Annotated in this window: 13 protein-coding genes and 1 tRNA gene; 2 read left to right on the top strand and 12 right to left on the bottom strand. The window is 57.7% G+C overall.

Annotation, left to right across the window (positions count from 1 at the left end):
• Positions 1-90 precede the first annotated feature (90 nt).
• From HY788_03695 to HY788_03640, 12 genes are all read right to left on the bottom strand, one after another.
• Complete coding sequence (locus HY788_03695; protein MBI4773278.1) at positions 91-306, bottom strand: hypothetical protein; 216 nt, start codon at positions 304-306, stop codon at positions 91-93.
• Between the two features lie 158 nt (positions 307-464).
• Entirely contained in the window at positions 465-1,250 is a 786-nt protein-coding gene (locus HY788_03690; GenBank protein MBI4773277.1) for a hypothetical protein, read from the bottom strand.
• An 89-nt stretch (positions 1,251-1,339) separates the two neighbouring features.
• Positions 1,340-2,227 carry a hypothetical protein gene (locus HY788_03685; GenBank protein ID MBI4773276.1) on the bottom strand — a complete coding sequence of 296 codons (888 nt, stop codon included), beginning with the start codon at positions 2,225-2,227 and terminating at the stop codon, positions 1,340-1,342.
• A gap of 262 nt (positions 2,228-2,489) precedes the next feature.
• Positions 2,490-4,796, bottom strand: coding sequence for a DEAD/DEAH box helicase (locus HY788_03680; GenBank protein ID MBI4773275.1), 2,307 nt, complete (start codon positions 4,794-4,796; stop codon positions 2,490-2,492).
• Complete coding sequence (locus HY788_03675) at positions 4,771-6,090, bottom strand: ATP-binding protein (protein MBI4773274.1); 1,320 nt, start codon at positions 6,088-6,090, stop codon at positions 4,771-4,773. Before HY788_03675 ends, HY788_03680 begins: the two co-directional genes overlap by 26 nt.
• Positions 6,087-8,327 carry a TerB N-terminal domain-containing protein gene (locus HY788_03670; protein ID MBI4773273.1) on the bottom strand — a complete coding sequence of 747 codons (2,241 nt, stop codon included), beginning with the start codon at positions 8,325-8,327 and terminating at the stop codon, positions 6,087-6,089. Before HY788_03670 ends, HY788_03675 begins: the two co-directional genes overlap by 4 nt.
• Before the next feature lie 15 nt (positions 8,328-8,342).
• Positions 8,343-11,366: a DNA polymerase III subunit alpha gene (locus HY788_03665; protein ID MBI4773272.1), complete on the bottom strand. Its 3,024-nt coding sequence runs from the start codon at positions 11,364-11,366 to the stop codon at positions 8,343-8,345.
• A gap of 239 nt (positions 11,367-11,605) precedes the next feature.
• Positions 11,606-12,844, bottom strand: coding sequence for a hypothetical protein (locus HY788_03660; protein ID MBI4773271.1), 1,239 nt, complete (start codon positions 12,842-12,844; stop codon positions 11,606-11,608).
• A 101-nt stretch (positions 12,845-12,945) separates the two neighbouring features.
• On the bottom strand, positions 12,946-13,566 hold the full coding sequence (gene lexA, locus HY788_03655; GenBank protein ID MBI4773270.1) for a transcriptional repressor LexA: 621 nt from the start codon (positions 13,564-13,566) through the stop codon (positions 12,946-12,948).
• 391 nt (positions 13,567-13,957) lie between these two features.
• Positions 13,958-15,463 (bottom strand): nicotinate phosphoribosyltransferase, encoded by a 1,506-nt coding sequence (locus tag HY788_03650; protein ID MBI4773269.1) that lies wholly within the window; start codon positions 15,461-15,463, stop codon positions 13,958-13,960.
• A gap of 57 nt (positions 15,464-15,520) precedes the next feature.
• Positions 15,521-15,596: transfer RNA gene (locus tag HY788_03645), tRNA-Gly, on the bottom strand.
• An 84-nt stretch (positions 15,597-15,680) separates the two neighbouring features.
• Entirely contained in the window at positions 15,681-16,214 is a 534-nt protein-coding gene (locus HY788_03640; GenBank protein ID MBI4773268.1) for a hypothetical protein, read from the bottom strand.
• A gap of 1,296 nt (positions 16,215-17,510) precedes the next feature.
• On the opposite strand from HY788_03640, the gene fdnG reads away from it, so the two are divergent.
• Together fdnG and HY788_03630 are read left to right on the top strand one after the other, a co-directional pair.
• Complete coding sequence (fdnG, locus tag HY788_03635; protein ID MBI4773267.1) at positions 17,511-20,573, top strand: formate dehydrogenase-N subunit alpha; 3,063 nt, start codon at positions 17,511-17,513, stop codon at positions 20,571-20,573.
• A gap of 12 nt (positions 20,574-20,585) precedes the next feature.
• The gene (locus HY788_03630) at positions 20,586-21,335 is read left to right on the top strand and encodes a formate dehydrogenase (protein MBI4773266.1); all 750 of its coding nucleotides are present in this window, start codon (positions 20,586-20,588) and stop codon (positions 21,333-21,335) included.
• Positions 21,336-21,442: the final 107 nt, after the last annotated feature.

The following is a 21,442-nucleotide window of genomic DNA, read 5'->3' as shown; positions in this document are numbered from 1 at the left end:
GCACCCAACTTGTCTAGTTGGAAAGTAACATGATCCGAAGAATAATCATGCTTGTTCGAAATTATAAGTATCTGAGGACGAACAGATTTACTACTCACCCTTTAAATCCTCACCGGTCTCAATGTCTTCTTTTTTCGTTCCAGGAGTAGGCCTATTAGGGTGTTTTGATTTTACTAGAGGCTCATTTGTCTCTTCCCAGATCCAAAATCCCCTATCATTTTGATATCTGCAGTTTTCGAGAGCGTTTAGCTTTCTTGCCATATTATAGACGAAGGCTTTTCTTACTAAGATGTGATCATCATGCATGGTCACCCTCCATGTAAGGCGATTTCTGTCAAGAACGCAAAATAGGTTTACTCAAGATTGATGAATTCGTAAGAATCTTTTTTGATCAATGTGGCACCTAAGAAAATCAATACGTTAGGGACGCAAAAACTGGCCTTTTCGGGGTTTTTACGAGACCATCAAGATTCGGTTTCCCCGCAAGCAATCAGCCTCCCCTCCTCCCATCCCACCTTCACCAGTTCGATCCGGTTCAAGTCGCTGATGCCCATGTGGTGCCGGGTGTCGGCCAGGGCCACATGTTTGGGAATGGTCGGGAAAGCCAACTCCTTGCCGAAATGCTCCCTTCGCTTTTGCCGGATGAGTTCCAGGCCCACCGCATCCACGGCCACGGGATCCGTCCCAACGATGATGCCATTGTATTTCCACACGTACCGCTGGTCGTAATGGTGCGGTCCCCGGCCGTGAAAAAGCGGGCCGAGGGCGCTCAGGATGTGCAATCGCAGTTTGCCCTTGACCATGGGCAGGTTGCACACAAGGCCCACGTTGATGATCGCCGTGCACTGCTTGAAAACGGGATTCGTCAGCACGCCCCGGTCATCGATGCTGATGTGGTCTTTCTTAACTCCCACATCCAGCAAGCGTCGCTCGATGGCTGCTTCGAGTTCCGGGGGCGTGGGCATGTAGGACCAGCCGTTGCTCTTTACGCCCACAATATCCTCGGGCCGTATCAATGCGGCAAAAGCTTCCGCCGGATTCGCTTTTTGCGTCACAGCCGTCATCGCGTCATCGAGCATGCGCTGCACAATGCCGCCGTCGATTCGGCCATTCTCATCGAACACGTCCTTATCCCGCACCAGCACAACCCGAGTGGTGGTCTCCGCCTGCACGCGCAGCGGCAAGGCGGCCCCTAAAGCGGCAAAAGCCGTTCCGCGCATGAAATCTCTTCTGGTGATCGTCCATTCCATTGCAGTTCCTTACGGGGGGGAAACGTTTTCCCCCCGAGGCCCCCCTTTCTAAACTTATCGAGACCATAGGGGCGTACTGCAATACGCCCCTACTTTTTCCCCGTATTTATCGGCATCGACACGAGCCTTTGCCCCAAAGACTCGCTGGTTGCATCCAGCACAACGATCAACAGAGTTCCTTCTATTCTCACAAAAACCCACGCCCCGTTCTCCATCCGGGCCTTCCCCTTGTTCCGGGCTTCCGGCACGTACGATGAAACGAAGTCATCGAGCGCCTCTCGCGCCGCCTCCGCTCCGGCGTACCGCACCAGCAACAACTGCGCCGCCCGGTAGCCGTCCGCGTATTTCGCCAGTACGCAGTCCGTATCTTTGCCGAGATGAAGGATGTTCCGGTTCGATAAAAAATACTGCCGGTCCAGGATGGCGGCGGTGTGGAAAAACCGTATGGAATCCCTCTGCAGTCCTCGTTCCGGCAGCAGCGACACCAGGCGAGGCTTTGAACCTTCCTTGCCGATGGCTTTGGCCGTTTCCTCGGCCAGTCGGATCATGACATCCCGGACCCGGCTTTCCTCCCCGGTGGTGGTCAGCGAAACGAAAAAACGGTCCTTCCAGAAGCGCAGCAGGCCCCCGCCGTATTCCGATCCCTGACCGATGCCGATGTCCTCGTCCTGCCGCTCCGAACTGAACACGCCGAATGCATCCTCGGAACGCCCCATGTCGTAGATCTCGAGGGAGATCTCCCGCTTTTCCGGTCCCATATAGCGCCGCACCCACGCTTCCCTGAACCCGTAACTCAGATACAGCTCCGCGCCGCCGTTGATGAGCGCAAACAGTGTCTCGGAATTGTAGGTCTCGTCTTCTCCCTGCGCTTTCCAACCCTGAATTTCGCCTGGAATAGACTCCTGAAATCCCGCCATGCCGTCTCCCACGCATGCGATAAAAACGAACACCAGACCAATCATGGATGTTGTTCTCATGGCGAATTCTGATGTCTCCCTCCGGTCGCTTGCCAAGGCTACGGCAAGGGCCACGCCTATTGCGGCCGACGTCTTCCCGGCGACCCGTATCCCGAACATAATCATAGTAACATAACCCGGCGTCGGCGTCTTCATTAACCTCGGTCGAGCGATTCCAACTTCAAAGATGGCATGGAAACATAAAGATTTTCGGAATTTTTTTCGGGCAGGCATGGGAGCCTGCCCCTACCGTATTAAAAAGGGGTGGCCCAGGGTTAGAGTCTCACGCCCCGAAATCCATTTCTGCCCCAGCCTCTCCGCCGGAAGCGGTGAGGCCTGCGATCGCCTCCCAACTCCCCACGGGATCCAGGCATTTCGAGGCGTAATCCGCGTTCAGCAGTTCCTCATCGAGCATGCGATCGTACTTCTCCTGCCGCTTATTCGGCGCCAGCGCGGCCAGAGCGTTGGCGTCGGGCGGACCCGCCTCCGCCAATCGCTTCAGGCAGTTCCACACGTCCTTTTCCGTACTTCCGTGTACGGTGAGGACCAGGCCCTCCTTGGCCACCTCGAGGCCCAAGGATTGAAGCTGAACCAGGATGGTGTTCAGCACCCGGTCCCCCGTCCAGAAAAACAGCGTCGTGTTGTCGCCGTTCGCAAGTATTCGCCGGGAATCCAGCTTCAGCCGATGGAAGGCCAAGCGGGCCTCTTCGAGCATGTTCCGGGCATTTCCGTTCAGATAGGCCGGAACGGAGTAAGAGGCGTATATACCGTACATTTCGCTGCGCACGCGGTCATGAACCAGGGCCCCGGCCCCTCCGGCGAACAAGGGGGGCCGCCCTGCCGGCGCCGGGGACACCACCACCACTTTCTGCCGATCATCCACCGAATGTATCTTCCACCGGAGGCCGGCAAAGATGAGAAAACCGCCGGGCACCAGCGCAAAGGACACCGGCAGACTTCCCAGCTTCTTTCCATCGCACTCCACGCGATACTCATCGGAAGCCGTAAAGGCCGCAAAGAACGTATAATGCCCTACAATAGGCTCCCCCACCTCACCCAGCAACAACGTTCCATCCGCCGCCTGCTCGATTACCCGAAGGTCTCCCAGACAACGAAGAAGACGCCCGAACATGGATGGGTCCACCCCCGAAAAAGGGCCGTCTCCACACAGCGTGCGCCAGGCTTTCAACGGCGGGACGCCCCCGTACTGAGCGACCATGGACAAGATCTGCTGAATCAACGTCGAAAGGTGCAGGGCCTCGATGGACGGGGGTTCGTACCAACCTTCCAGCATCAGATCCACCATGGCGACGGTCTGCACCAATTGTGTACGAAGTTGATCGATCACGTGGCTCTTTGAAGTGAGTTCGGCCTCCCGGATGTAAAGGCGGAGAATGGCGGGATCGCCCTCGTTTCTGCCCGAACGACCGAGGCGCTGGCGCATGGCGGCGACCGACGGCGGGGCTCCGATCTGCGCCACGCTGACCACGCTGCCGACGTCGATGCCCATTTCCAACGTGCTCGTACAGACCACGCTGGTGGGCCGCCCGCGTTTCTTCAGCACATCCTCGACCTCTTCCCGAAGTTCCTTCGAAAGACTGCCGTGGTGGGGCCGGAATTCGTTGGGTAAACCTTTCCTCTCGCCGGTCCGCCTCAACAGATCCGAAAAGATTTCCACGTCCGCGCGTTGGTTGGTGAAAATCAGATTGTCACTGCCGCGAAGGGTCCGGAACAGGTGCGCGGCTATTTCCGAGACGCCGGTGTCGGTCGGATCTTCGCCGCGGCCAATCCTTCCAGGACGAAGTTCGTTCTCTGCTTGTTTCCCTCCATGCATCGGGGAACCGCCAAGATACCCTCGAACCTGAAGCTTGATCTCCTGACGGCCGTCCCGGGACGCGATGATGCGCACGGCCTCGCCCCTTCCCGGACGCAGGAAATCCGCCGCCCGTTTCATGTCTCCGAACGTGGCGCTCAGCGCGATTCTGGGCCGGGTCCCACCGATCGCCGTTTCAACGCGGTGCAGCAACGACTGTACTTGCCGGCCGCGTTCGGAGCCTATGAAGGCGTGCAACTCGTCCACCACGAGATAGGCCAATCCGGAAAAAAGGCGGCGAGCGCCGGAGCCGTGAAGCACGAAAACGGCTTCCAAAGACTCGGGAGTGATCAGCAGGATGCCCGAAGGTTGTTGGATCAGGGCCCGCTTCCGGTTCGCCCCGACGTCGCCATGCCATCGATGCACGGGGATATCGAGATGCCCGCAGAACCGATTCAACCGTTCATACTGATCGTTGATCAATGCTTTGAGCGGGCTTATGCAAATCACACGCAGGCCGCGCGTCTCCGCTTCGGAAACCAGCCGGCTGGATATCGGGAGAAAGACGGCCTCCGTCTTGCCCCCGGCCGTAGCCGCTGAGATCAATACATCCTCGCGGCCTTCGATGATGGGTTCGATAGCCGCTTCCTGAACTCCCCGCAGCTCCGTCCACCCCTGCCGCCAAATCCAGCGCCGAACGTCCGGATGCAGAAGTCCGAAGGCCGAAGATCTTCTTCCCCCTCCCCCGCTGTCAGAGTCTGAAGGTCGCAAGCTCATCGTCTTCCTTTGGCGCTTCCTCCGGTTCGTTCGTTCCGTCCGCCGGTCCGGGATCGGGATGAATCTCCAGCCGGCCCAACAATTCCCGCCAGGAAACCCCGGGATTCTGATCCAGGATAAACAACAGGTCCAGAAAGAACTTTATCGTGGCGCGCGGAGTGCGGAAATAGGCCTCCCCCAGGCGGCGATTGCAGTGTTCCATGTAGGCATACAGAGCCTCGTCCGGCAACCGGCATTTCGTCTCGTCGCCGGCGGCGTACACAACGCGTAATTTGGACAAGAGCAGGAAAATCTCTTCCTGGGTGAGAGAAGCCAGGTTCAATACCGGCCCGCTGAAATCCACCAGCCCCTCTCGTACAAACCCCGTCTGCGCCAGCCGCGACCGTAAGGCCTCGAAACTGTGAAGTCCGCGTCTCGTATCCAAAAGAAGATCCGGAGTGCCCCCCATCAAAAAACCCAATCCCACACTGATTCCCTGAAGACTGTCGTTGAAAATGCGAAGGACCTGCTCGTAATTGCTGTTTCTGGATCCGGAATGGTTTATTTTGTACAGATTCACCATTTCGTCCAGGGTGATCAGGAGCCCCCGGTAGCCGGCCAGACGCACGAAAAGAGCCATCAATTTGAGATAGTCGTAGAAACCCGCGTCATCAATGATGGTGCGCACCCCCAAAGCGGTGCGGGCATCGCTCCTGGCGTTGAATTCCCCTCGCAACCACCGCACCGCGTCGCTTTTGATCCGGTCGTTTCCCGTGTCGTGACCTTTCCAATAGGCGGACACCACCTGGGCGAAATCATATCCTCCCACCATCTCGCCCAATTTTTCCAGGCGCTCCTGAATGACTGCGTCCGGCCTTCTTCCTTCGGTTCGCGCCTGACCCAGAGCCGAGGATACGAACCGTTCCACCACGGCGGAAAGCGCGCCCCCTTCCGGCTTACTGCGACTCGATAGGTTCCGCATCAGTTCGGCGTACAGGGCCCGGGCCCGCCCCCCCGAACATTGCAGGCGACGGTCGGGAGTCAGGTCCGCATGAGCCGTAACGAGTTGCTTTTCCAGTGCTACGGACCGGACAAGGTTCAGAAAGAACGTTTTGCCCGCACCATAATCGCCGATGATAAAACGGATGGCCGATCCACCGTCGGCAATCCGCTCGATGTCGCATAGAAGGGCCTCGACCTCGCCGGCGCGTCCCACCTGTATGTGCTGAAGTCCTCTGCGGGGTACCAGCCCGGCCCGAAGCGACTGTAAAACGACGTCCCGGTCTCTGGGTCGAATCTGACGGGCGCTATTCATGTAAACATCTCCTCGAGTACGGTTCGATCGAGCCGGATCGGGTCCTCATCCCCGCACAAGGCTTCGCCCACGCTGTCCCAGGCGGCCTCGTTGAGGATTTCAAGGGCTCCTTCCGGGAGCAGGCCCCATCGGGCGGCCAGATCCTCGAATTCCTCACGGGGCCATGACTCCTTATCGGCAAGCGCTTTCAGAAGGGCCGAATGGGCGAGGTCCAATCCGGCGACGAGTTGTTCCTGTGATGCGACCGGCGTGACGACATCTTCTTCCTCGCAAAACACATCGGCAAGCAAAGCCGAAACCTTGGCCGTATCCTCCCTGATCATGCGCAACCGATGCATGTCCAGGAGGATGCCGTTCGTCTCTTCTCTTTGCACGGCAGGAATCTCGGCTGTTCGAAGGTCCGCCATCCCCTCGCAGGGAACGATGGGATGCGCCGGCGCATCGGTTCGAATTCGGAACTTACCGGGGTCGAGCCCCAACACATGGTAGATCCGGGTCAGTACGCAAACCTCGCTCGGACGAACCCCTCCGTCACTCGACGCCAGGGAGTCTAGAGCCCGCCCGATCCTCAGGCGGTCGGGCTCCGGAAGGGTTTCCACGCGCTTGCTTATTCTCCCGAAAACCGACGGATCATCCAGCAACCACTTATAATGAGCCCACAGACGAATCTCTTCACCGGAGGTCAATCCCAGAGACCGGCTGAGAAAACCCTCGAGGGAACGCATGTCATCCTCCGAAGCCCCTCCGGCCGGGCCGAAAGCCAAGACCGCCAGATGTAGCAGCATCCGGGCGGACAGATACTCTTCGGATGGAGCATGGGAGCCGTTATCCCCTACCCTGAAAAGCATGACTCTCCCTTTGGCTCGCAGGCAGGGCCCCGCGAAACGGGGATCCGGTTCCAGGCCCAGACGCCATTTCTCGAGTAGTTGAACTAGAAGCACATGTTCCCTTTTGAGCATTCGATCAGCCTGCCGGACAGGCCAACGCCGGACGAATTCCCTCGCATCCGCGGCTATGAGGTCCTTTCCACCAAGCTGTTCATCGAGCCAACCTCTGAATTCGGAGGATTCCTCCATGTCCGCTCGGGAAAGCAGGGGCGTCGGCAACAGAGCCAGCGCCGGAAGACCGCCCCCGGCATCCGGTTCCCTCCCCAGCAAACGGCTGTAGCCGTCCAGTTCTTCCTGGCAGCTCGTCACGAGTTCCGCGAGTGGTCGAATCGGCGCCTTCGCCGTACTTACGTCACAGAACGGCGTGGATGCGGCGACCTCCCGTCCAAACGACGCACTGGCGGGTTTATACGTGAGCGTCAGGGGAGGTCCGGTGGATTCAAGCATCATCCCCTCGCCGAATCGCTCCTCATATCGGATCTTGAAAAGAGCCCGGAATTCTCCTTCGCACCGCTTGGCGGGAGTTCGCAGTTTCGTTTCCTGATGGGACAGGACCCAGGTCAGGGCCCACTCCGCGGGAACCGGAATACGTTCGGCCGCCATCCGGGCAAGACCGAACTTCAGTCTTGCGGGCATTTCCCGGAAAGTTTGCATCGAAGGAGGTTGCCGGGCTACGGGCTTCTCACCGGCAGCGGAAGACAGATCCAAATAATCCAGAAAAGAGGATGCGTAACGGCGAAACGCATGGTGGTTGCCATAGATACTCAAAAGCCGTTCGACTTCCTTTCCGAGCGCCTCCCTTTCGCCCCCAGCGTGTTCCGACTTCCCCGCGTCCGCCAGGCATCGCCTTTCGACGCCGTAGAAAAACAGAAAGACATAACCGATTCCTATATACGGATCCTTGCGTCCCCGGGCGAGCCACCCGAGATACGTGGCGCGCGCATGCGGAGGAATACGACTGTAGGAGGGCCAATAGCCGAACGACGATCCTTCCGGATCGGAAACACGATCGTCAACCGGTAAAGCCGGATTGATCAGAGCAGGTTCGATCATATGTCCGTTCAGGGAGGTCAACCGCTCGCCCACATAGATCATTCCGCCGGGAATGGAGTAGCCTTGGACGGTCACCTCGCGGCCGGGAGACATCCAACACTCCTCGGAAATCCCGGGCTCGGGCGGAATCCGGTAGGTGTCGCCGCCCGAGCCGGCGCTCACCCGGATAAGGATATCGTCGTCCGGTTCGGGTCCGGCCGGCGTCTTTTCTTTCCGACCGATGAATCCATTTCGAAGCGCCTTGACGATCAGCCAGGCCAAAAACGCCCAGGCGGCCAGCACCAGCAAACCTGTCATGTCACGCCTCCCGGATTAAGCCGCTTCTCTGTTGCTTTCGCGCCCTTTCCCCAAGGGCAGTTTTTGCACCTGATCCACCGTAAGGCTCGCCACTCCGAAATCGCTTTCCACGCGGCCGGACAGGAGCACGGCCCGGCTTCTATCCACATGCCGGCAGTAGCGCCGGAACGCTTCCGGAAAGAACACGCTTTCAAACAACGTGTGTTCGTCTTCAAAGGAAACGAACTCCATGGGTTCGCCGGCCCTGGTGAGCACTTCCTTGCGCGTGATGGGCCATCCCAGCACCCGTACGTTCCGGCCCACGTAGCGGTCAAGCTGAGCGGCCGGGATCACGTCTTTGGGCAAACAACGGGCGTCGTACAACCGTATGGGATGCACGGACAGCACGAACCCCAGGGTTTCCATTTCGTGGTCGAGTTTTTGCCGGAAGGACAGATCCGGAAGGTTCGGCGCCGAATCCTCCAAACGAGAAGTCGTCGCCTCCAGCAGGCGCTGTCCGTGGGACCGGTGTCTCCGCAGAGCCGCCTCCAATGTCCAGAGGAGTTGGGGACGATTGAGGGATCCCGCCAGGGCGCCCAGGGCTCCGCTTCTAACGAGAACGGCCGCGTCCGAGGGATGCAAGCGTACGCGCCGTAACAGATCTTCGATGGATTGGAATCGTCCGTTCCGGGACCGTTCTTCAAGAACGGCTTCCAGGGTGTCCCGCCGGATCTGTTCCAGTTGCCGGAACCCCATGCGGATGCAGGCGCCCTGTCCCCGATAGCTCCAGTCGCTTTTATTGATGTCCGGCCCCAGTACATCGAGACCCATGCGCCGCGCCTCGGAAACGTAGGCAAAAGTGGTATAGTAACCGCCGCCGTTGCTGATGACGGCGGCCATGAATTCGGCCGGATAGTGGGCTTTCAAAAAGGCGGACTTGAAGCTCACCAGGGCGTAAGACGCGGAATGGGGCTTGCAAAAGGAATAGCCGGCAAAGGACGTGAACATGTCCCACGCCTCGTCCGCGATCTCGCGGGACACTTGCCGGCGTGCGCACCCTTCGTAGAATCGCTGCCTGTAGTGTTCGAGTTTCTTGGCGCTTTTCTTGCTGAGAACCTTGCGGAGGCCGTCCGCTTCGGACCAATCGAATCCGGCCAGGGCCATGGCCGCCAGCACCACGTGTTCCTGGTACACCATGATGCCGTAGGTTTCCGAAAGCACGTCCTCGAGGCACGGATGCAACGGAAGGTAAGGCGCACCGTGCAGACGCCGGATGTATTCCCGGATATACCGGTTGGCCGCCGGACGGATGATGGATGAATGGATGACCAGATGCTCGAAGTCCCCCCGGCGGGTTTTGAGCTGCAACTGCCGCATGGCGGGCGATTCCACATAGAACACGCCCATGGAGTCGCCCCGGCCGAGCAGATCCAGCGTGTCCGGATCGTCCAGAGGATCCAGGTCGGCGTATTCCAGGCGGCGTCCCGTATTCCGCTCGACAGCCGCCAGGGCGTCGCGTATCACGGCCAAAGACCGGTTACCCAAGAGATCGATCTTTACCAGCCCTCCCTGTTCCGACTGGTCCTTTTCCCACTGGACGACCCGGACACCCTTAGGGCTCCGCTGCACGGGCACATACCGCGAAACCCGGTCCGGCGCCAGAATCACGCCTCCACAATGGGTTCCCAGGTGACGGGGAACCGCTTCCAGACGGGCGGCCCATCGAAGGATTTCCGGCCAGGGCTCGTCCATGGGAACACCCCGGAACCTGGGATGGGAGCGGACGCGCTCCTGAACGTGGTCGGGATGCGTCCAAAAACTCATGCGACGGGTGACTTCCTTGATTTCAGCCGCCGGCATTCCATACAGTTTGGCCACTTCCCGAATGGCGGCCCGGGCCCCGAATCCGATGTGATTGGACACCATGGCCATGCGTTCCGGGCCGTAGTGCCGGCTGAGTTCATCGAGCAGATCGTCACGCTCGTCCCATGGAAAATCCACGTCTATATCCGGATAGTCTTTGCGTTTGGGATTTAAAAAGCGACTGAACACCAGCCGATGCCGGATAGGATCCACGTGGGTGATGCCCAGGAGGTAGCTCACCAGACTGGCGGCGGCGCTGCCCCGGCCACAGTGAATCGGCCGCCGCCGCACCACGTCTTCCACCACCAGAAAGTAGTCCACGTATCCTTTGGCTCGTATAAGGTCCAGCTCTTCTTCCAGGCGGGCTTCAATGGTTGCGTTGGTGCGGCCGTATCGCCATTCGATCCCTTTGCGGCACCCTTCGAGGAGCAGGACGAAATGATCTTCTTTCCGGTCCTGATAGTGGGGAAACACCGGCCGGAACTCGTACCAGTCCGTACGGCACTTCCGGGCCAGCTCCATGGTGTTCGTTAAGGCTTCAGGGCAATGGGGAAAATGACCCGCCATGGTTTCGGGCGGTTTCAGCCAACGGTCCGGAGACACCGTTTCCTCCTCGGGAAGCGTGCTGAACGTCCGGTTGAGGTCAATGGCCCGAACCAGCCGGTGCAGCGGGTGATCATCGGAATCCGCAAAATACACGGCATTGGCGGCCAGGGGAGGTATGTTCAGTTCGCGGGCCACACTCAACGCCCGGCGGGCGAAAGCCCCCGGAACCACTTCCACAAAGCATTCCGCGCGCGTACGCAGCGCCCCGAGCAGTTCCGGATCCGAACTCAGCACAGCGAGGTCTTCGGCGCATCGAGGCAATTCACGGGCCAGACGTACGTCCGTCTCGAGGTGCCGGCGGGTCAACAGGCGGCTCAGCAGTTCGTATCCCCGGCCCGTCTTGGCCAGCACCACGGCGGATTCGGCGTCGGTTTCAAACGTCGCTCCCACCAATGGATGAATGTGGTGCTCCCGGGCCGCCTCCAGAAAATTCACCAGCCCGTAAAAACCGTTGGTGTCCGTGAGGGCCAGCGTATCCATGCCCCTCTTCGCAGCGGCCCGGCACAATTCGTCCACGGAACTCACGCCCCGCATGAACGAATAATGGGAGTGCACGTGCAGATGTACGAAAGACGCTTTTATCGCAATCACTCACAGGGGAAAGCTTTTGAAATCCGCCTCCGGCGGATCCCCCGCGCCCCCTTTTCAAGACTTTTTAGGCCGCGCCACCCCTCGACCGGTTCGACAGGCTCACGGCTTTCACCAAGCTCAGGGCAGGCTCCCGCGGGAGGCGCCCACGGGACCATCGCCGCATGATGGTGGTTCCTGAGCCATTCTCCGGAGACCCCACCCCGTTTCCGCAGACCCTGTCCGTCCCCAATATCGAGCCGTCAAAATCGAAACGTGATTTCCAGATTCCGGGGAGAAGAGTCCGTACCCTCGGCCTTTTCCGGATCCGATGCAAAAGCCCGTCCCCAAAACACGGCGTTTCGGCCGAAACGCCGGCGGGCCTCGTCGAGGGCCCCCTGAAGATCCCCGTCCCGTCCGTCTTCCGGTTCTTCCCAGGAAAACAGGGACCTCTGCCGCAACGGCATGGTGAAACGGGAAAGCTCGAGCGCCATTCGGCTGAAAGCCACCCTGCGTTCCATGAGCTGATGCAGCGCGGGCCGCATTACGGAAAACAGACGCCGGTCCACATGCGCCACGACCGGCGAAAGCTTCCGACGGACCTGAGCCGTAACTCCGTCCGCATACCGGGCCTCGATCATCGCCCGTCCCGGATACCGGTTGTGGCGGCGAAGGGCCCATCCGGCTTCTTCCACCTGTTGAAACAAAAAAGACTCGAGCCGCTCCCGGTCCATCTCCCTCCGGTCCAGATTCCGTACCAGAGACAGTCTGGGGGTCTCCTGAAACGGCACCACCGGCGTGGGATCGAAGCCCCGGGCCAACCGGGCGAGACGATTTCCCATGGAACCGAAAACCACGGAAAGATCCCCCGGCGATATGCCGGCCAGTTGACCCACCTGCTGAATATTGAAATCCGCCAGACGCAGGGCCGTTTTGAACCCCACTCCGGGAAGCAACGTTACCGGCAGAGGGTTCAGAAACGTTGTCTCTCCGCCGGGAAACACATGACACAGGTCGCCCAAAGTAACCGAGTTGGCCGCCACCTGGCTGATCAGTTTGTTCCCTCCAAGACCCACCCTCCCTTGCAACCGCATATCCTCCGCCAACCGTTCTTCCACGCGGCAGGCCATATCCGAAGGCGCACCCCAGAGCCGTCCGGTGCCCGTCAGATCGATAAAGTAGCGGCCCGGCAGGGTTCCCTCCACCCGGGGCGAAAACCGGATCAAATCCTGCACGATGCGCCGGTGCTGCTGCTTATAAAACAACAGGTCCGGCGGAACCACCTCGAGCCGGCGGCACAACCGCCGGGCCCGGACCAGAGGCATGCCTTCCTGCACGCCTTCGCTGCGGGACATGGCGTTGACACCCTGGATGATGCTTCGGGCGCCGGGTTCCGCCAGGGCCAGAGGCCGCCGGTTCAACTCCGGCCGGCGAAGCTGCTCGAGGGCCGCACAGAAGTCGGGAACGTCCAGATGGACAATATGTCGAATGATTTCAGCCATAGGCGCCATACGGGGAAAAATCGCGCTTCCCCCACCGTCGGAAGCATTCCATTTAATCTTTTAATATTGATACTATTGAAAGATTTAATGAATGATCCGGGTTAATCGTTCCGGAGACGACGCGGCCGATAGTGCCGCAGCAGTCCAACTACAACCCCCACGATTTCCACTTCGGCCGCCGGAGCGCGAATCGGTTCCATCCGGCTGTTCGCCGGTCTCAGTTCGATTTCGTTATCGTGCTGGTAAAGTTTCTTGACGGTGGCTTCGCCGCGCACCAGAGCCACCACGGTCTGTCCGTTTTCCGCCCGCGCCTGCCGGCTGACGATAAGGAGATCCCCCTCCCGGATTCCCTCTTCGATCATGGATTCACCCTGAACCCGGAGCGCGAAGTTGCTGCCGCTTCCGAGAAGACTTTCCGGGACCTCGATGGATTCCGGTTCTTCCATGGGTTCGATGGGCGTTCCGGCAGCCACAATCCCCAGAAAAGGAATGGAAACGGCGCCGGTGCGCACCCGCAGAAGTTCCAGGGCCCGTTTTCGATTTTTCAAGGGGCTCCGGATCATTCCCCGTTCTTCCAGCTGCTTCAAATGCTTGTAAACGGCGTTCAGGGACCGGAATCCCAGACGTCGCCGGATTTCATCGTAGCTGGGCGCATACCCGTTCTGTTGCATGTAGTGTTGTAAAAACTCGTACACGCGCATTTGCGCCGGAGTGAGGTTCACGTTGTTTCCTTCCGCATGAAGCCGCCTCCGGCCGGAATCCGGGTGAGTATCCGGCCGGAAACAGCGAGTGTATGTTTATATTAAGTGAATAAAAGGTGAAAGTCAAGAACATCGTCCCTTCCATCCGGAGAACCGGAAACGGGCGACACGCGCACCCCGGCATGTTTTGTCTCTGTGGGATGCCCCATGCATAAAAGGGCGGGATATTAAGCAGGATATGAACAGAATATGAAAAAGGCGCCGCTTCACAATGGTAAACCGAGACGGAGCGCCTTTGAAACCCACCCCTACGGCCGGAAAGGAGTCGGAAAACGGCGTAATCCACCGGTCGCCGCACGCAGGCCGCAGGAGTCCACACTGAGAGGTCCGGATCTTTCCGGCCGGAACCCGTCTAGATATTGACGGCCGGATCGTGGAAGCTGTTCATTTCCGCGCGTTGTTCATGCAGCAGGCGCTGCTTCAGGTTGGAAAGCTTTGCGGAAAGGCTCACCTTGTAGAGGTGAGGGTTGGTCATTCGTTTGTAGGTGATGTGCATCCGCTCGAGATCGTGTTTCATCCGCTGCTGGATTTCCGCCAGACTCGGCAGCTTGCACACCAGTTCGCCGTTCTTGATGATGGTTTCATGCATGGGCTCGAAGTCGCTCCCCGCGGGAAGCGACATCCGCTTCCACGGAAACTGGGGATGGAAGGCCGTTCGGGATTCACCCGCGCGCATGTCTTCGTCGGACAACGTCAAAAGATCCAACTGCATGTCGCCGTTTTCATAAAAGCGATACAGCTTCTTGTATCCGGGATCGGTCGTCTTGTCCGGGTTGTCGGAAATCTTGATCTTGGGCTCCATGCGGCCGTCCACCTCTATGGCCGCCATCTTGTAAACGCCTCCCAGAGCGCTCCAGCCGCGGGAGGTCACTAGGTGGGTTCCCACCCCATAGATCAGACGCCGGATGATCCGCTCGCCGTCGATCCCTTTGAGGCGCGCCATGGACCGGATATCGGCATGAACCTGGCTGATGACTTCTTCGTCCAGATTGTTGCTGATAATGATCTTAGCGTCCTCGAGCCCCGCTTCGTCCAGCTCGATGGAGGCTTCCGTGGCGAGGTAAGCCAGATCCCCGCTGTCCAGGCGAATCCCGAGAAACTTGAAATTCCTCCGCTCGAGTTCCTTGCCCACAATGACGGCGTTGGGCAAACCGCTGGCCAGCGTATTGTAAGTGTCCACCAGAAGCAGGCATGCACGAGGATAGATTTCCGCATACGTACGAAATGCTTCAATCTCTTTCTCGAAACTCATGACCCAGCTATGAGCCATGGTCCCCTTTACGGGGATGCCGAATTTCATTCCGGCCAGCACGTTGGACGTGGCGCTGCATCCCCCTATGTACGCGGCTCGTGTGGCGGAAACGGCCCCATCGGGACCATGAGCGCGACGAGTACCGAACTCGATGACATTGCCGTGTTCAGCCGCCCGATAGACCCTTGATGCTTTTGTGGCGATGAGGGTCTGGAAATTGATGAAATTCAACAGAGCCGTTTCCACGAACTGCGCTTCGGCGATAGGCGCCTTGACCACGACCATGGGAGTTTTGGGAAAAACGGGCCTGCCTTCCGGAACCGCGTAGACGTCGCCCGTAAAGCGGAATCCCTTCAGGTAATCCAGAAAATCATCCGGAAACAGATCAAGTTTCCACAGATAATCGATTTCTTCCTTACCGAAATGTATGTTCAGAACGTATTGGACCGCCTGCTCGAGACCGGCCGCCAGACAGAATGTACTATTAAAGGGGGGATGACGGAAGAATAGATCAAACACGGCCTTTTGCTCGGTTTTCCCCTGAGCGAAGTAGCCCCCGAGCATGGTCAATTCGTAGAGGTCTGTAAGGAGTGTCAGATTTTCCACGATGCCTAAAAGAACTAAGGGCAAGCCGTAACGCTCGCCCCGTTTATAGATCAGGAATGGAGCGGGAAACGGGACTCGAACCCGCGACAGTCACGTTGGCAACGTGAAGCTCTACCAACTGAGCTATTCCCGCCCGACATCAGGGTACTTTATGTGGATTGACGCCGTTTGTCAATTATATTTTTACGTCCGTCACAACGAGATTCCTTCGAACCGTTCATTTCAACAGTACGTTCAGTACGATCGTCATGATCGTCTTGGCAAGGCCGCATCCCTCAGCGATCGCGTTCCGAACGGAATCCAAGGTCAGCTTGTTGGGAGGGATACTGGTGTCAACCAGCACCACGTCTTGAAGCGAAAGCTGCGCGCAGGCTTCGTGATCCAAAACGGTAAACGTGATCTGGACCAGCGTACCGGAACCGTTTGCCCCCGGATCCACGGTGGCCCCGTATTTAAGCAGGCCGGGGGTGCCGATGTCTTTGCGCCAAACGAGCGCACCCGACAGAAACGCCCCCTCAACGACTTTGGACTGATTCTGTATCGTCAAGACCGAAGGATCGAAAGAGAGTTTGAACTCGAGCCCTCCAAGGTCGCTCACGTCCTCAACGTTCACCTGAATCAGCATGGTGCTTCCCGCTCCTGCGAGATCGAACGGGGACGGTGTTACATTCACGCCCAGGGCTCGGGCCTCCCCCCATAAAAGCACCGGGAGAAACGATGACAGCACGATACATAGGACCCATTTTTTCATTTCTTACCTCTTCCATACTGTGCGCAACGACCCGCCATGCCTGCCGGCGACCGATATCCATCACCGGTGACGGCTTGATTATCCTATTCATCGGTAGATGCAGGGAAACCTTAAGCGACACGCCCGAGGTTTTTCCGGTTTTTCCGTCCGCGGAGAAAGTCGTTTGATCTGGTTTCAATAGGCTCTGCAAAATCTGTACCGTGGAAGGGATCTATGGAAATGGGCAGTTTCGGGGCAGAGGACATGAGCACGAGTCTTGGATGGCCGGTGACGCGACACTCTTTTTTGAGTTGGTCCGAACACGAATTCTGTAATCCGAAGTACAGTCCCGGTCTTCTTTGAAAACCCGGCAATGGCTCTGTCCCCTCCGACCAACGTTATCGAGAGAATCGAGCAAGAGTTCAGGAGTGAAACGAAACCCATGGAGGTCTCGGGTGGAGGGATGTCTTATTATGCCTTGTATATCGTACGGCCTTCCTATGGCCGAAAAGGGACTTCCTTTGTAGATCAAAATCCATACAAATAGTTCTCCGGAACTTGTCGTTCATTCGATACTTGGCGGATGCCGACTTCATACGGATAGTTTGATTGTACCACAGTGTGGTATATCACATGCGCATATATTTTGCTCAACAAATGTTGACAGCACATCAATACCGTTTCATCGGACGATACAAGAAATAGGTTATATCTATTTTGATATAACTAAACGCCCTCTATCCTCTGCAACATGAATCGTCTGAAAAGCGCTTACTGAAAGATAATAAGACTCGCTATCCCGTTTTCTAAGGACACAAAGCCGTAAGGACGTTTCCTGCTTATTTTGGTAGTTGACTCAGAACCATGTGTCGTAATATGATTCGGTCACCGTTTGCCTTTGATCGAAAGATGACTCTTAGGATTTTTATTAGATTCATCGGTCATTATCTAACCAACAATCATGAATGTTTTGTCGACCCGGCACCGTCGGGATGACAGGCCGTATACGTTTCCCACACTCGATCTGTTCCCTGTCGCGGCGAATCTGCGTACGTACGCTCCCCGTTGGATCTGAACACGAGAACTGCTGAGTTTTTTTCCGACACCAAACGCACCGCGCGCGTCCCATTCGCGCGTTTCCGAGTTCGCACCGATCCATTGATCAACGCCTCCAGCTGTCACACGAAAACCATATTCCGGATCAGAGCCCGCTTTCTGAGAGCCGGACGGGAGCCTGAACCAGTTTTGGATCGTCTCGCACGTTTAGATCCATTCGAATAACCGGCATACAACCGCTTCAAACGGCAAGGAGGGCTTATGAAGGTCACGCGCAGGGACTTCCTCAAAGTCACAACCGCTTCTGCCGCGGGCGCAGCCATCTTGGGCCTGGGCGTAGATTTGAGACCCATCAAGTCGTACGCTCAGACTTCAAGAATCCGGTTCGCGAGGGAGAGCACCAGCATCTGCTGCTACTGTGGTGTCGGCTGCGGCGTCATCGTTCACACCGGGGAGGCGGGCGCCGGAAAAATCATCAACATCGAAGGAGATCCCGAGCATCCCATCAATGAAGGATCTCTCTGCTCCAAGGGAGCAGCCCTGAGCCAGTTGGTCAATAACGAAAACCGACTTACGCGACCTCTGTACCGCGCGCCCTACGGCTCCCAGTGGGAAGCCGTTTCGTGGGACTGGGCCCTTTCGCAGATTGCGGACCGGGTCAAAAAGAGCAGAGACGCCAGTTTTACCCGGAAGAATTCGAACGGCCAGGTGGTCAATCGGACCAACGGCATCGCCAGCGTTGGAAGCGCAGCCCTGGACAACGAGGAGTGCTGGGTGCTCCAAGCCATGATGCGCGCCCTAGGGCTGGTATATATCGAGCATCAGGCGCGTATCTGACACAGCGCCACTGTTGCGGCTCTGGCAGAGTCGTTCGGACGTGGTGCAATGACGAATCACTGGATCGACATCAAGAACAGTGACTGTATTCTTATCATGGGTTCCAATGCGGCTGAAAACCACCCCGTCTCCTTCAAATGGGTGACGCAGGCCAAATCCAACGGCGCCACACTGATTAGCGTTGACCCAAGGTTTACCCGAACGTCATCAAAGGCGGACATCTACGCGCCGCTCCGGTGCGGCACGGACATCGCCTTCCTGGGCGGAATGATCAACTACATCATCGAAAATGAAGAATACTTCAAAGAATATGTCGCTGAGTACACCAACGCGAGTTTCATTGTGAGCGACGACTACAATTTCAGCGAGGGCCTCTTTTCCGGATACGACCTTGAGAAACGCACATACGACAAGAAAAGCTGGGCCTTGAAGAAAGACGCCAACGGAATTCCGCTCAAGGACCAGACTCTCCAGGATCCTCGCTGTGTTTTTCAGCAGTTGAAGAAACACTTCAGCCGCTACAACCCGGACGCCGTGTCGGCCATAACGGGCACACCGAAAAACGATTTGCTGGCCGTATACAGGGCCTACTCAGCCACGGGGAAAAGAGGAAAAGCCGGCGCCGTCATGTACGCCATGGGCTGGACCCAGCATACGGTGGGCGTCCAGAATATACGCGCCATGGCCATTATCCAGCTACTCCTGGGCAACATGGGGGTGGCCGGAGGAGGCGTCAACGCCCTGAGAGGCGAATCGAACGTTCAAGGTTCTACGGACCACTGTCTCCTGTTCCATATTTGGCCCGGATACCTGACAACACCCAGCGCCTCGTTGCCGACCCTTCAGGGCTACAACGAAAAGTTCACTCCCGCTACCAAGGACCCCATGAGCGCCAATTGGTGGAGCAACTACCCCAAGTACTCGGTGAGCCTCCTGAAATCCTATTTCGGGGAGAATGCCTCCGCGGCAAATGAGTTCGGCTACTCCTGGATGCCCAAGTTGGACGACGGAAAGAACTATACGTGGTTGGACCTGTTCGACGCCATGTACAGAGGCGAGTTTTCCGGCTTCTTCGCTTGGGGTCAGAATCCTGCGTGCTCGGGGGCCAACGCCAACAAGGTGCGCACGGGCCTCGGGCAACTGGACTGGATGGTCAGTGTCAATATCTTCGACAACGAAACCGGATCCTTCTGGAAAGGGCCGGGCATGAATCCCGAGAAGGTCAAAACCGAGGTCTTTATGCTCCCGTGCGCCGTTTCCGTCGAGAAGGAAGGGTCCATAACGAACAGCGGCCGCTGGTCACAGTGGCGTTACAAGGCGGCGGAGCCGCCCGGAGAAGCCCGACCCGACGGCGACATCCTCTGTGGCCTGTTTACCAGGATTCGTTCGTTGTACGAGGCCGACAAATCCGCCGTGTTTCCCGAACCCATCCTCAAGCTGAAATGGGACTACACCACGGACGGACGTTTCGACTCGCACAAAATGGCCAAAGAGATCAACGGATATTTCTTGAGAGACATAACCATAAAGGACAAGACCTTCAAAAAAGGCGAACTGGTTCCCAGTTTCGCTTTTCTCCAAGATGACGGGTCCACCAGCAGCGGCAACTGGCTCTACTGCAACTCCTACACCGAAAAAGGCAACATGGCGGCCCGCCGCACAAAGGAGCAATCCGGCATCGGCCTCAACCTCGAGTGGGCCTGGTGCTGGCCGGTCAACCGACGGATCATATACAACCGGGCCTCTGTGGATCCATACGGAAAGCCCTGGGATCCGGAACATCCGGTCATTGCCTGGGACCCCAACGCCGGCGGGGGCAAAGGCGGCTGGATCGGAGACGTACCCGACGGACCGTGGCCGCCGTTGAAAAACGCCGACGGCGCCCTCAACCCCGGGAGCAAATATCCATTCATTATGAGGCCCGATGGCTTTGCTCAACTCTTTGGCCCGGGACGCGTGGACGGACCTTTTCCCGAGCACTATGAACCCCTGGAATGTCCGGTGGAGCAGAATCTGATGTCGCCCCAACGCATGAATCCGGTGACGCCCATGTACACAACCGCCGCGGACATATTCAAAACCTGCGATCCGAAATATCCTTTCGTGGGCACCACGTATCGCGTTTCCGAGCATTGGCAGACCGGCGTTATGACGCGCTGGCAGCCCTGGCTCATCGAGGCTCAACCCCAAGTCTTCGTGGAAATGAGTCCCGAGTTGGCCACGCTCCGGGGCATTCAAAACGGCGAACTGGTCTTTGTGGAATCCGCTCGAGGCGGCATCAGGGCCACGGCTATAGTGACCATTCGTTTTCGCCCATTGAAGATCCAGGGCATGACCGTCCATCAGGTTGGGCTGCCCTGGCATTATGGTTGGGTCCACCCGAAGGACGGAGGTGATTCCGCCAACCTGCTGACGCCGTCGGTAGGAGACCCCAATACCCGCATTCCGGAAACCAAAGCCTTTATGGTCAACGTCAGGAAGATGTAGGGAGGTGATCTGATGAGCGGAAAAGCGTTTTTTATCGACACGACACTGTGCACGGGTTGCCGCGGATGTCAGATTGCCTGCAAGCAATGGAACCAACTCCCGGCGACAAAATCCCATAACTATGGATCCTATCAGAACCCTGAGGACCTGTCCTTTGATACGTTCAAGGTTGTTCGTTTCAACGAAGAGATGGGACCGGACAACAAACCGCGCTGGTACTTCTTCCAAGACCAGTGCCGGCACTGCCTGGAGCCCGCTTGCAAGGACGCGGCCGATTTACAGTTGGAGGACACCATCGTTCGTGAACCTTATTCAGGGGCCGTGTTGTTCACCGATCGTCTGAAAGGGTTGAAGTTCAAAGACATTCGGGACGCATGTCCCTACGACGTCCCCCGCGAGCAGGAAGGTTCGGGCTACATGGCCAAATGCACCATGTGTGTGGATCGCGTGGTGAACGGCATGCTCCCCGCGTGCGTCAAGACCTGTCCCACAGGGACCATGAACTTCGGCGATCGGGACAAAATGGTCGAAATGGCCAGGAACCGGCTGGCGGAAATCAGAAGCTCTCATCCTAAAGCCACTGTCAGCGGGGTGAATTCGAACCGGGCGATCTTCCTCATGGCGGACGATTCCATCAAATACCACAAATTCGCCGACGCAAGACCTTCACTGGGGCCGATGAACCGGCAGTTGGCCTTGAAAAAGATCGGAAAGTCTCTGAAAGAGCTTGCAAGAGATTGGAGCTTTCTGAACACCGCATAAACGAAACTTGACGTTGGCCAAGCATCTGTATTAGCAACGGCGGGGGCTGCCGAAGGGCATCCCCCCGTTGTTTGTTGCTTCGACCGGCAGCCCGAAACCGCGCGACT

Source organism: Deltaproteobacteria bacterium (assembly GCA_016208165.1).
In the GTDB taxonomy this organism is placed as follows: domain Bacteria; phylum Desulfobacterota; class Desulfarculia; order JACQYL01; family JACQYL01; genus JACQYL01.
This window is presented reverse-complemented; position numbering and strand designations above follow the sequence as displayed.